The organism is Amycolatopsis sp. NPDC114504, assembly GCF_055633595.1.
In genome coordinates this window covers 821935-834383 of sequence record NZ_JBVKDU010000003.1, presented here as the reverse complement: position 1 = coordinate 834383, position 12449 = coordinate 821935, and the positions used below count along the sequence as shown (strand labels likewise).

Genomic DNA, 12449 nt, shown 5'->3' with positions numbered 1-12449 from the left:
CGCTCAGTGGGTGAACCGGCCGATCCACGCGGCGAGGGGCTCGACCTCCGGGACGGCATCGGTGTTAGAGCGGAGTTCTCGGTGCACGGCCCGGACCAGTTCCGGGCGGTGCAACAACGCCCGCGCCGCGGGTCCGGTGCCGCGGGCCGTCAGGGCGAGTCCGAGGCCGACAAGTGCGGTGGGCGCGTCGGGGTCGGCGGCCAGCAAGCGCCGGTAGCCTTCCACCGCTGGCTCGATCCGGCCGGTCACCAGGGCCAGGTCGGCGTCGGTCACGCCCGGGACCGTCGGCCCCTGGTTGATGAGCGCGTCACGGTCACGGCCCAGCCGAAGTCGGATCAGGTCGGTTCTGGCGTCGGTCCAGGCACCATCCGGGACCGGTGTCGGCGTGCGTGGCTCGAGAGGAGCGTCGAGCTGTGGCCGTGCATCACCACGGCGCCACGCCTTGGTGAGTGTCGCGACGGTGTTGGCGTTCGGGCGCAGGTGGCGGAGACGCCAGGTCGCGTAATGATCAGCTGCCGCCGTGGTCGCCCAAGCGCCCGGCGCGCCCGCCACCGGCTCTTCCATCCACGAGATGGACTCGGCGGCGACGCCGTCGAGGAACCTTCGTCCCGCCGAGGTGAGGCTTCCGTCCTCGCGCACCGTGCTCAAGGTGCGCCGGACCGCTGCCCGCCACAGCGCGAACTCGAAGGAGGCCAGGGCGTTGTCCGGCTCGGCCATGGCCAGCGCCCGCCAGAACGAGGTCACGCCGAAGAACGCGTAGATCCCGTGCAGCGCCCCACCGATCGGCCGGGGATCATCGCGCCACGGTACGTACAACCGTTCGCGTGGATCGTCGATGTGCAGGGTGGCCAGGTGCTGGACACCACCCAATCGGATGTGGTGGAACTCGTGCACGAGCGCCGCAGCGAGCTGCTCGGGATCGTTGCTGTAGGAAACGACGGCGCTCCCGAAAGCTTCGCCTGTCGAGGCGCTGGGCAACCGGAACGCGACCGCCGGCGCCGGCACTAACGACTCGAGGCCCCCGGGAAGGGCCTCGGCCACGGCGGGCAGGAGTGCGGTGAGCAGCCGCCACGCACCATCTACGACGGTTCGCCACGATTCGACTTCCAGCGCCGTCAGCCGTCGCGGCGCGATCGGTTCGTAGAGTCCGCGATACGGGTCGAGGTCGTCCAGCCGGATCGAAAGCTGCCGGTCGTCTTGCCAGCTCGTGATGCGGCGGATCGGTTGCCAGCACCGGGTTTCAAGGCTCAGATCCTCCGGCAGGCGGACTTCGCCGTGCCGATCCTGGAAGATGATCCGGTCGTGCGTGGCGGACACCCGAGCTACTCCGTACTCTTCGCCCGCGTCGAGCCGCACCATGCCGAGGGTCGGCAGCGACACGCCTCCCTGCCAGATCGGGAGTTCCGCCTCGAAAACCGCTCCGGCCCGGATGGCGGCAGCCGCGGCCAGGCAGTGGACGTGCCCGAGATGAACCCAGAACGGGCAAACGCCCGCGACGTCCTGGCGACTCAACCGGGTGGTGTAGCCGGCCCAAGTGCCGGTGTATGGATGCCCGAGAATCGTCTCGACCGAGGCGGGTGCCCGTTCCTGAATCCGGGCCAGCAGTTCCCACGCCGATTCGGGTGACGGCAGTGGACCGGGAGGCTCCGGTGATTTGGCTGCTTGGTCGATGATTCCGCGCAGAAGGAGGAGCCGCCTGCTTCGTTCGGCTGCGCGGAGCCGGCGCACCGGGCCGGATCCGCCGCCACCGCGGGCGACCGCGTCGAAATCGTGCCAGGACAATCGATGGGGTACCAGCTCGTCGGAGGTCACGATCAGTCGACCCGTTTCCTCCCCCCGCTGCCGCTTGCAGTCACCGGGATGTGGGCGACTCGTTCCGCCGCATGCCGCAATGCTTTGCGCATGTCGCCGCCATCCAACGTGCGTAGTCTGCTGAGGGACACGCCGCCGAGATCGACGAGTTCGGATTCGATTCCGTCTTCTGCACCGGAACGTGCTGCCTGCATCGCGCTTTTCCCCTTCCGCAGGGAGAGCGGACCCCGTCGGCCCGTTTACATTGTCCCGCATTGAGGGTGGTTTCGACAGGGACGGCCGGTGTGCGCTGATCAGCCGATGCCCAGCACCGTGTGCAGCAGCGTTGTCAGTTCGCCTTCGAAGTGCGGACGGTCGGCCAAGCGGCGGGTCCGGGCCAGGTCGTTCGCTATGGTCAACGCCGCGTGCACCGTGATCTTCGCTTCGCGCGGGGGTAGTGATGGGCGGACTGTCGAGAGCAGCGTGACCCACTGGGCGACGTAATCCCGTTGCACCCGCAGCAGATCAGCCTTGTCGCGGTCCGGCATCGTCACGCGGTCGGTCGAAAACGACACCAGCAGCTCCGGCGTGTGCAAAATCGTGTGCACGTACGACGCCGCCAGGCGGCGCAGGGCGGAGTGCTCGTCCGACGTCTGCAGTGCCCTCTCCGCCGCCAGGGCCAACCGGTCCGCCGCGCGGTGGCCGATCGCCACCATCAAAGCCGCCTTGCTCGGGAAGTGCCGATACACGCTCGGGCCCGCGATGCCCGCCGCTGCTCCGATGTCTTCCATGCTCACGTCGTGGAACCCGCGCTGGGCGAACAGTGCCGTCGCCTCCGCCAGGACCTGCTCGCGGCGAGAGGGAGTACCCAGGCTGAGCACAGAAGAAGGTGGCGGTGACGACGGTGCCGGGAGTGTGGCGTTCAGCACACCGAGGGCCAGCTCGACGAGCAGCTGAGCGAACCGACGGCGCGCCACCGACGTGTGGTGCACCGACACGCTGCCGAACACCGACAGCGCTGCCCAGCACAACAGCTCGGCGTCTTCGGCCGGCAAGTCAGGGCGCTGGACCAGCAGCGCCTTCGACCACGCCGTCAGCGCCAGCGTCGAACGGCGGGCGATCTCCCGCTGGTCCTCCTTCGGGAGATGACGCCCCTCCCAACGCCACAGCGCCGCGATCTCCCGGCGTTCGACGGCCTGGGTGGCCAGCCGAACCAGGAGGGATTCCAGCTGGTCAACGGGGGAAACCGAGTCTGACAACGCCTCCGCCGTCGCCGCCTCCAGGTCCTCGAAGCCGCTCAGGACCACGTACGCCAGGATCGCCTGCTTGTCCGCGAAGTGCCGGTACAGCGCCGGCCCCGTGACGCCCGCCGCGTCCGCTATGTCCTTGATTCCCACTCCGGGGAAGCCGCGCGCGCGGAACAGCTCCGCCGCCACCGCGGCCAGCTGGGCCTTGCGGTCGCGGGGGCGCGCACTTCGCACAGAGTCGGTCATCGTGAAAGAACGATAGCGGCTAACGGCACACCTGCAACCCATTGACACCTTGGGGTTATCCGGCGATATGTTAATGGCCATTAGCACTACCGGTCGGTATCATCGGCCACGGAACGACGACGTCCACCGCTCGCGAGGAGAGGTTCTGTGAGTAGCGAGGCCTACATCTACGAGGCGATCCGCACGCCTCGCGGCAAGAACAAGGGCGGTGCCCTGCACGGCACCAAGCCGGTCGACCTGGTGGTCGGCCTGATCGAAGAGCTCAAGGTCCGCCACCCGAACCTCGACCCCGCGGTGATCGACGACGTCGTACTCGGCGTCGTCTCCCCGGTCGGCGAGCAGGGTGCGGTCATCGCGCGCACCGCCGCGCTGAACGCGGGCCTGCCCGAGACCGTCGCCGGTGTGCAGCTCAACCGCTTCTGCGCCTCCGGCCTCGAAGCTACCAACACCGCCGCGCAGAAGGTCCGTTCCGGCTGGGACAACCTGATCATCGCCGGCGGCGTCGAGTCGATGTCGCGCGTGCCGATGGGCTCCGACGGCGGCGCGCTGTTCATGGACCCGGCCACCGCCTACGACAACTACATCGTCCCGCAGGGCACCGGCGCCGACCTCATCGCGACCATCGAGGGCTTCTCGCGCGAGGACGTCGACGCGTGGGCCGTCCGCTCGCAGGAACGCGCCGAGGCCGCCTGGTCCGGCGGCTACTTCGCCAAGTCCGTCGTCCCGGTCAAGGACATCAACGGTGTCACGGTCCTCGACCACGACGAGCACCGACGTCCCGGCTCCACCGTCGAGAGCCTCGGCAAGCTCAAGCCCGCCTTCGCCGGCATCGGCGAGCTCGGCGGCTTCGACGCCGTCGCGCTGCAGAAGTACCACTCGGTCGAGCGCATCAACCACGTCCACACCGGCGGCAACTCCTCCGGCATCGTCGACGGCGCCGCGCTGGTGCTCGTCGGCTCCGAGCAGATCGGCAAGACCTTCGGGCTGACGCCGCGCGCCCGGATCGTGGCGACCGCGTCGATCGGCTCCGAGCCGACGATCATGCTCACCGGCCCGACTCCGGCCACCGAGAAGGTCTTGAAGACCGCGGGCCTCAAGCCCGAGGACATCGACCTCTGGGAGCTCAACGAGGCGTTCGCATCCGTCGTGCTCAAGTGGATCAAGGACCTGCACCTCGACGAGGACAAGGTCAACGTCAACGGCGGCGCGATCGCCATGGGTCACCCGCTCGGCGCCACCGGCGCGATGCTGGTCGGCACCGTGGTCGACGAGCTCGAACGCCGCCAGGCGCGCCGCGCCCTGGTGACCCTGTGCATCGGCGGCGGCATGGGCGTCGCGACCATCATCGAGCGGGTGTGAGGACCACAATGGCCGAGAGCAAGACCATCCGCTGGGAGCAGGACTCCGACGGGATCGTCACCCTGACCCTCGACGACCCGAAGCAGTCGGCGAACACGATGAACGCCGACTTCCGCGAGTCGCTCGGCGTGACCGTCGACCGCCTGGAGGCCGAGAAGGACTCCATCACCGGCGTCGTCATCACGTCCGCGAAGAAGACCTTCTTCGCCGGCGGCGACCTGAACGACCTCATCCAGGCGAAGCCCGAGAACGCGGTCGAGTTCACCGAGTCGTCCGGCCTGATGAAGGGCCAGATGCGCCGCATCGAGCAGCTCGGCAAGCCGGTCGTCGCGGCGATCAACGGCGCAGCGCTCGGCGGTGGCCTCGAGATCGCGCTGGCGACGCACCACCGCATCGCCGCCGACGTCAAGGGCAGCCAGATCGGCCTGCCCGAGGTGACGCTGGGCCTGCTGCCCGGCGGCGGTGGCGTTGTGCGCACTGTCCGATTGCTGGGTATCCAGAGCGCGTTGCTGAACGTCCTGCTGCAGGGCCAGCGTCACCGCCCGGCCAAGGCGCTCGAGCTCGGCCTCGTGCACGAGCTCGTCGGCACGGTCGAGGAGCTCGTCCCCGCCGCGAAGGCGTGGATCAAGGCGAACCCCGAGGGCGGCGTCCAGCCCTGGGACGTCAAGGGTTACAAGATCCCCGGCGGCACGCCGTCGAACCCGAGCTTCGCGGCCAACCTCCCGGCGTTCCCGGCCAACCTGCGCAAGCAGATCAAGGGCGCGAACATGCCGGCGCCGCGGGCGATCCTGGCGGCCGCGATCGAGGGCGCGCAGGTCGACTTCGACACCGCGATCCTGATCGAGACGCGCTACTTCATCAGCCTCGCCACCGGCCAGGTCTCGAAGAACATGACGAAGGCGTTCTTCTTCGACCTGCAGACCATCAACTCGGGTGGTTCGCGGCCGGACGGTTTCGAGAAGTACACGGCGAAGAAGGTCGGTGTCCTCGGCGCGGGCATGATGGGCGCCGCGATCGCGTACGTGTCGGCGAAGGCCGGCATCGACGTCGTCCTCAAGGACGTCTCGCTCGAGGCGGCCGAGAAGGGCAAGGGCTACGCGGCCAAGCTCGAGCAGAAGGCCCTTTCGCGCGGCAAGACCACGCAGGAGAAGTCCGACGCGTTGCTGGCAAAGATCAAGCCGACCGGTGACCCGGCCGACTTCGCGGGCGTCGACTTCGTCATCGAGGCTGTGTTCGAGAGCGTCGAGCTGAAGCACAAGGTGTTCGGCGAGATCGAGAGCGTCGTCAACGCCGACGCGGTGCTGGGCTCCAACACCTCGACGCTGCCGATCACCACCCTCGCCGAGGGCGTGCAGCGGACCGAGGACTTCATCGGGATCCACTTCTTCTCGCCGGTCGACAAGATGCCGCTGGTCGAGATCATCTGCGGCGAGAAGACGTCGCCGGCGACGCTGGCGAAGGTCTTCGACTACACGCTGCAGATCAAGAAGACCCCGATCGTCGTCAACGACAGCCGCGGCTTCTTCACCTCGCGCGTCATCGGCACGTTCATCAACGAGGCCGTCGCCGCGCTGGGCGAGGGCGTCGAGCCGGCGTCGATCGAGCAGGCGGGTTCGCAGGCCGGCTACCCGGCGCCGCCGCTGCAGCTGATGGACGAACTGACGCTGACGCTGCCGCGCAAGATCCGCAAGGAGACCCGCGAGGCGATCGAAGCCGCCGGTGGCACGTGGAAGGCGCACGCGTCGGAAGGCGTCATCGACCGGATGGTCGACGAGTTCGACCGCAAGGGCCGCTCGACGGGCGCGGGCTTCTATTCCTACGGCGAGGACGGCAAGCGGACCGGGCTGTGGCCGGGGCTGCGCGACGCGTTCAAGTCGGGCTCGGTCGAGGTGCCGTTCGAGGACCTCAAGGAGCGGATGCTGTTCGCCGAGGCGCTCGAGACGGTGAAGTGCTTCGACGAGGGCGTCCTGACGTCGGTCGCGGACGCCAACATCGGTTCGATCTTCGGCATCGGCTTCCCCGCGTGGACCGGTGGTGTCATCCAGTACATCAACCAGTACGAGGGTGGCCTGCAGGGCTTCGTCGACCGGTCGCGTGAGCTCGCGGCCCGGTACGGCGACCACTTCGAGCCGCCGCAGTCCCTGGTGGACAAGGCTGCCAAGGGCGAGATCTACGAATAAGCACTGACTGAAGGGGCTCTCCTCGGCTGAGGAGAGCCCCTTCGGCGCGTCTCGGACCCGAAGAGCTGTGGCCGAGGCTGAAGTAGCTTCGGAAGTTGTAGATCAAGGGGCTCCATGCCTCCGGATCCACGTACTCGGTGCCGGGCACGACGAGCGCGGGGTCGGCGCGCGGACACACCAGGCGCGATGGCTCCCGTCCAGCCGAGAGCCCACGCCGAGGCTCGGGCCGCCCTCTGCGTTTGCGTGCTGAGCAGCGCCCTGGTGTGCCGGAGTAGAAGGATCCGTGGTTTGATCTCCGTGGGCGCGATCGTAGGCGCCGGACACTTCGGTGCGTGCCCGAAGGGATAGTCCCGGGGGTGACTGGGCATGATCCATCGCCCGATCGGGGTCGCTGCCGGTGCAGAGTAGTATCCGGTTCTTCTCTTTCATCAGCGCGAGGGAGACCTGGCCGTATGGCAGCCCCCGTTCATCAGGCGATCGTCATGCTCGACGTTGAGGGATACAGCGCGGTCGAGAGGACGAGAGACGACGTCGACGCGCTTAAAAAAGGTCTTCACGAGGCATTGATTGCGGCATTTACCGATTCGGGAATGCCTTGGGATGATCTGTATCACGAGATCAACGGCGACGGCTATCTTGTTCTCGTGCCCGCTCAATTCGGGAAGTCGGCGCTGGTGGAGCGACTTCCTCGGTGCTTGGCCCAAGAGATCCGCGTGCACAACGCCCGGAACGAGAAACAGGCGCAGATGCGGCTGCGGATGGCGTTGCACGCTGGTGAGATCGCCGACGGGCCACATGGGGTGACCTCGCCGGCGATCAACAAGACCAAGCGGTTGGTGGACGATCAAGCCTTGAAGGACGCGCTGGCCGGCTCCAAGGGCGTGCTGGTCATGATAACCTCGACCTGGTTCTTCGAAGAGGTCGTTCGGCCGAGTGCGGCCGCGGCCGCTTCCACCTTTCGCAAAGTAAAGATCAAGCGAATTGAAGAGCACGCTTGGATCTCGCGGCCGGGAGATCCGTACTCGGCCAAAAAGCACCGGTCCGCCGCGGCTTTACGACTTTGGTGGCTGGTTGCGGCGCTAATCCTGGTGGTGGTATTCGTACTGGTCGTGCTTATGTTCTTTTAGTGGCCACGGTTCCAGCGCGAGGTGCGGCAGCCGGCGGTCCAGCCACCGCGGCAGCCACCACGCGCGTTCGCCGAGCAGCCGCATGATCGCCGGGACGAGCAGGCAGCGGATCACCAGCGCGTCCAGCAGCACCGCGACCGCCAGGCCGAGGCCGAACTGCGCGAGCATTCGCGACGGGTCGAGCAGGAACGCGCCGAACACCAGCACCATGATCGCGCCGGCCGCGGTGATCACGCCGCCGGTCGACGCGAGGCCTTCGCGCACCGCGAGCCGCGCGTCGCCGGTGCGCCGCCATTCCTCGTGCATGCGCGACACCAGGAACACCTCGTAGTCCATCGACAGCCCGAACACGATCGCGAAGATCATCACCGGCACGAACGCCTCGATCGGTCCGGGCTGCGCGCCGAACCAGCCGTCGCCGAACACCAGCGTCATGACGCCCAGTGAAGCGCCGATGCTCAGCAGGTTCAGCAGCGCCGCCTTGAGCGGGATGAGGATCGACCGGAAGACGACCATCAGCAGCAACGCGGACAGCCCGACGACGACCAGCACGAACAGCGGCAGCCGGTCGGCGACGGCGTCGGCGAAGTCCGTCGCGGCCGCGACCGAGCCGCCGACCAGGTAGTGCCCGGGGAGTGCCGGCAGGACGTCGGTGCGCAGGCGCGTCACCAGCTCGGCGGTCGCCTCGTCCTGGGGTGACGTCGTCGGGAACACGAGGACAGTCCCGTTAACCGGCGTTAACGCGCGCGCGACTCCGGGCGTCGAGGCCAGCTTCTGCTGCAGCGCGCCGGCGTCGCCGTCTTCGGTGACGATCGCGAGCGGCCCGGTGAAGCCCGGCCCGAAGCCCTCGGCCAGCAGGTCGTACGCATGTCGCGTCGTCGATCCGGCCGGGTCGGTGCTCGCGTCGGCGAACCCGAGCCGCATGCCCGCGGCCGGGATGGACAGCCCGACGAGGAGGACCAGGCCGATCGCGAGCGGTGCCAGCGGACGCCGCTGGACACCGTCGGCGAGCCGTCGCCACGCCTTGCCGTGCTCGCGGCGGACGGCGTGTTTCCGGATGCTGCGCTCGAGCCGCTTGCCGAACAGCGAGAGCAACGCGGGCAGGAGCGTCACCGACGCGAGCATCGTCATCAACACGGTGAGTGCGACGGCCAGCGCCACCCCGCGCAGCCCGCCGAGCCCGAGCGCGAGCAGGCCGAGCAGCGCGATGATGACCGTCGTCCCGGCGAACAGCACCGAGCGCCCGGCGGTGTCGAGCGCCCGCCGGGCGGCCGCGTCTCGTTCGTAGCCGGCGAGGATCTCGCTTCGATAGCGAGAGAAGATCAACAGTGCGTAGTCGACGCCGACGCCGAAACCGACCAGCATCATCAGCGGCGCGGTGTAGCTCGCGATGTCGACGAAGTGCGAGACGACCGTGATCACGCCGAGCGTGCTGCCGACCGCGAACACCGCGGTGAGCACCGGCAGCCCGGCTGCGAGCAGCGAGCGGAACAGGAACACGAGGATGACCAGCGCGGCGAGCAGCCCGACGCCTTCCGCGGGTCCGCCGCCTCCCGAGATCCGCTCGATGGGATCGCCGGCGAGCGCGACGGTCACCGGTCCGGCTTGTTTCGCGGTGTCGGCGAACTTGACGATGTCGTCGTAGGGGAGGTCTGTCGACGCCGCGTCGAAGGTGACGGTCGCGTAGCCGATCCGGCCGTCGGGCGACAGCGTCTCGAACGGCCCGGTCACCGACCGCACGTGCGGCTGCAATCGGACATTTCGCAGAGTGTTTTCGACCGCGGCGCGCTGCGTCGCGAGCCCGTTGTCCTCCTTGAACACGATCTGCGCGCTCGCCCCGGACTGCACGGTGTTCTTCAGGAGGTCGACGACTTGCTGGGACTCGGTACCGGGCAGCGAGTTGTCGTCGTGGAACGCGCTGCCGGTGAGACGGGAGGTGAACGTGACGCCGATGAGGACCAGCGCCCAGAGTGCGACGGCGAGCCACCGGTGGCGCTGCGCCCAGCCGGCCACGCGGGCCAGCCTTCCCCCAGTGGGGCGAGTGATGGTGTCCATGGGGGACAAGGATTCGCCGCGACGGCACTACTTCGCGTCGCGCAGCGGAGGACACTTGCCGTGCTCCCGGCGGTGTCCCTTACGGCGCATCCCGTACTCCTGGGGGAGTACGGCTAGGGGGTGAGCCACCGCGGTGTTACCGCGCCGGACTCGTAGGCGAGGACGACGAGCTGCGCGCGGTCGCGCATGCCGGTCTTCGTCATGATGCGGCTGACGTGCGTCTTCGCCGTCGCCGGGCTGAGAGTGAGTTCGCGCGCGATCTCGTCGTTCGACAATCCGGCCGCGACCAGGGAAAGCACTTCGCGTTCGCGGTCGGTGAGCCGGTTCAGCGCCGGAGCCGGCGACGGGCGCGTGACGCGCGCGGCGAACTCCGAGATCAGCCGCCGGGTGATCGACGGCGCCAGCAGCGCGTCGCCGCGGGCGACCACGCGCACGGCGTGGATCAGCTCTTCGGGTTCGGTGTCCTTGACCAGGAACCCGCTCGCGCCCGCGCGCAGGGCGCCGTAGACGTCTTCGTCGAGGTCGAACGTTGTCAGAATGACGACCTTGCTGTGTACCGCGGGGTCTTCGAGCAGGTGCCGCGTCGCGGCCAGGCCGTCGAGCACCGGCATCCGGATGTCCATCAGCACGACGTCCGGGTGGTGGTCGTGCGCGGCCTGCAGGGCTTCGCGGCCGTCGGCGGCTTCGGCGACGACGTCGATGTCGTCCTCGCCGTCCAAAATGGACCGGAAGCCGGCGCGGACGAGCCGCTGGTCGTCGACGAGCAGGACCCGGATCATCGGCCCATCATCGCACCGGCAGCCGTGCGCGCACTCGATAACCGCCGCCCTCGCGCGGTGCCGCGGTCAGTTCGCCACCGAGCGCCCGCGCGCGTTCGGCCATGCCGCGGATCCCGGTGCCCGGTGGGGCGTCGCCGCCGCGGCCGTCGTCGTCGACCTGCACGGACAACGCGTCGGCGCCGTAACCAAGCCGGACGACGACGCTCTTCGCGCCGGCGTGCTTCGCGACGTTCGTGAGCGCTTCTTGCACCACGCGGAACGCGGCGTGCTCGACGTCCGGCGGCAGGTCCCGGGCGACGCCGTCGATCTCGGTGCGCACGGTCAGCCCGGACGCGCCGACCGACTCGGCCAGTTCCGCCACTCGCGACAGGCCGGGCTCGGTCTGTCGGAGCATGCCGAGCGTCGCGCGCAACTCCTGGAGTGCGGTCTTGCTGGCGTCCTTGATGGTGCCGAGAGCGTCTTCGGCCTGCGCGGGGTCACGCCGGTGCAGCGCGGCGCCGGCCTGGACGTTGATCAGCGCGAGGTGGTGGCCGAGGGCGTCGTGCAGCTCCCGCGCGATGCGCAGGCGTTCCTCGGTGGCGCGCGCCCGGGCTTCGGCTTCCTTGGTGCGCTCGGCCTCGGCGCGGTAGTGCGCGACGGCGCCCCCGGCGACGAGCGCGACGAACCAGCCGGTCATCAGGAAGAACGCGAAGTTGTCGACGTGCCGGCCGGTCCGCGAGCTGACCTCCCCGGCGGCGACACCCGCCATCGCGGCGACGACGAGCAGCGCGGCCCCGCGGATCCGCCCGGCCGCGGCGGCGTTGTAAAGGGTGTAGGCGAAGGCCAGCAGCACGAGGCCGTCGGGATCGGTCAGCGGGTAGTAGAGGGCGCAGCAAACGAGCGTTAACCCGGCGACGCTCAGCGGGTACTTCCGCCGGAAGAAGACCGCGGCGCAGGCGAGAACGGTGAGGACCCAGCCGATCGCGGCGTGGTTCGCGGGCTTGGCGCCATCGTTCAGGACGGCGAACAGCGACCCGACGAGCACCGCGACAGTGACCGCGAGCTCGGGGAGATAACGCCGCATACGCCCGAGTCTAAGCGGCGTAACAAACGCTCCCGGGCCAGCGACTACGGCGGCATTGGTTCGTGCTGCTAAGGAGTCTGGGTGAACAAGAAGCTGGGATGGATCCTGGCCGCCGGCCTGCTGGTCGCGGGCTGTGGCGTCGGTGCTCCGCAGGTCAAGGATGCGGGCAGCGTCGGCGTTCTGGACGCACCGTCGTCAACGTACTCGGCGCCCGTTCCGGTCACGACCGAGACGCCGACGCCGACGCCCACGTCCGAAGCGCCGGTGGTCACGACCGCGCCGACCCAGGCGCCGGCCGTCGCGCCGAAGACGGCCGCGGCCAAGCCCAAGGCCACCACGAAGGCCGCGCCGAAGCCGGCCACGTGCGGCGCCGACTACTACGTGAACTCCTCCGGCAACTGCGTCCACCGGCCCAGCGACAACCCGTCCGGAGCCACCGCGATCTGCAAGGACGGCTCGTACAGTTACAGCCAGCACCGCTCCGGCACGTGCTCCGGCCACGGAGGCGTGCGCACCTGGCTGTGACGAGAGCACCAATCGAGCGGAAAACGCCCGGCGCGTAGGTACAGTGCATGAAGTTGCATGATGCGTACTAACTACAC

The 12449-nt window shown here is 68.8% G+C and carries 9 protein-coding genes; 4 read left to right on the top strand and 5 right to left on the bottom strand.

Annotated features, from left to right (window positions below):
* Window positions 1-3: 3 nt before the first annotated feature.
* Entirely contained in the window at window positions 4-1812 is a 1809-nt protein-coding gene (locus ACZ7PG_RS25395) for an HEXXH motif domain-containing protein (RefSeq protein ID WP_470241569.1), read from the bottom strand.
* Window positions 1813-2105: 293 nt separating this feature from the next.
* Window positions 2106-3284: a TetR/AcrR family transcriptional regulator gene (locus tag ACZ7PG_RS25390; RefSeq protein WP_470241568.1), complete on the bottom strand. Its 1179-nt coding sequence runs from the start codon at window positions 3282-3284 to the stop codon at window positions 2106-2108.
* 147 nt (window positions 3285-3431) lie between these two features.
* On the opposite strand from ACZ7PG_RS25390, the gene ACZ7PG_RS25385 reads away from it, so the two are divergent.
* The 3 genes from ACZ7PG_RS25385 to ACZ7PG_RS25375 all read left to right on the top strand — a co-directional run bounded on the left by ACZ7PG_RS25385 (window position 3432) and on the right by ACZ7PG_RS25375 (window position 7950).
* The gene (locus ACZ7PG_RS25385; protein ID WP_470241567.1) at window positions 3432-4643 is read left to right on the top strand and encodes an acetyl-CoA C-acetyltransferase; all 1212 of its coding nucleotides are present in this window, start codon (window positions 3432-3434) and stop codon (window positions 4641-4643) included.
* A gap of 8 nt (window positions 4644-4651) precedes the next feature.
* Window positions 4652-6823, top strand: coding sequence for a 3-hydroxyacyl-CoA dehydrogenase NAD-binding domain-containing protein (locus ACZ7PG_RS25380; protein WP_470241566.1), 2172 nt, complete (start codon window positions 4652-4654; stop codon window positions 6821-6823).
* Window positions 6824-7275: 452 nt separating this feature from the next.
* Window positions 7276-7950 (top strand): hypothetical protein, encoded by a 675-nt coding sequence (locus ACZ7PG_RS25375; RefSeq protein WP_470241565.1) that lies wholly within the window; start codon window positions 7276-7278, stop codon window positions 7948-7950.
* Here the strand turns inward: ACZ7PG_RS25375 and ACZ7PG_RS25370 are convergent.
* The 3 genes from ACZ7PG_RS25370 to ACZ7PG_RS25360 all read right to left on the bottom strand — a co-directional run bounded on the left by ACZ7PG_RS25370 (window position 7903) and on the right by ACZ7PG_RS25360 (window position 11847).
* A complete protein-coding gene (locus ACZ7PG_RS25370; RefSeq protein WP_470241564.1) occupies window positions 7903-10005 on the bottom strand; it encodes an MMPL family transporter in 2103 nt (700 codons plus the stop codon). The two genes, ACZ7PG_RS25375 and ACZ7PG_RS25370, sit on opposite strands and share 48 nt — an antisense overlap.
* A 113-nt stretch (window positions 10006-10118) precedes the next feature.
* Window positions 10119-10784, bottom strand: a complete 666-nt coding sequence (locus ACZ7PG_RS25365) for a response regulator (protein ID WP_470241563.1) — start codon at window positions 10782-10784, stop codon at window positions 10119-10121.
* 7 nt (window positions 10785-10791) lie between these two features.
* Window positions 10792-11847 (bottom strand): sensor histidine kinase, encoded by a 1056-nt coding sequence (locus ACZ7PG_RS25360; RefSeq protein WP_470241562.1) that lies wholly within the window; start codon window positions 11845-11847, stop codon window positions 10792-10794.
* Window positions 11848-11928: 81 nt separating this feature from the next.
* On the opposite strand from ACZ7PG_RS25360, the gene ACZ7PG_RS25355 reads away from it, so the two are divergent.
* Entirely contained in the window at window positions 11929-12372 is a 444-nt protein-coding gene (locus tag ACZ7PG_RS25355) for a DUF3761 domain-containing protein (RefSeq protein ID WP_470241561.1), read from the top strand.
* The last annotated feature ends 77 nt before the right edge of the window (window positions 12373-12449 follow it).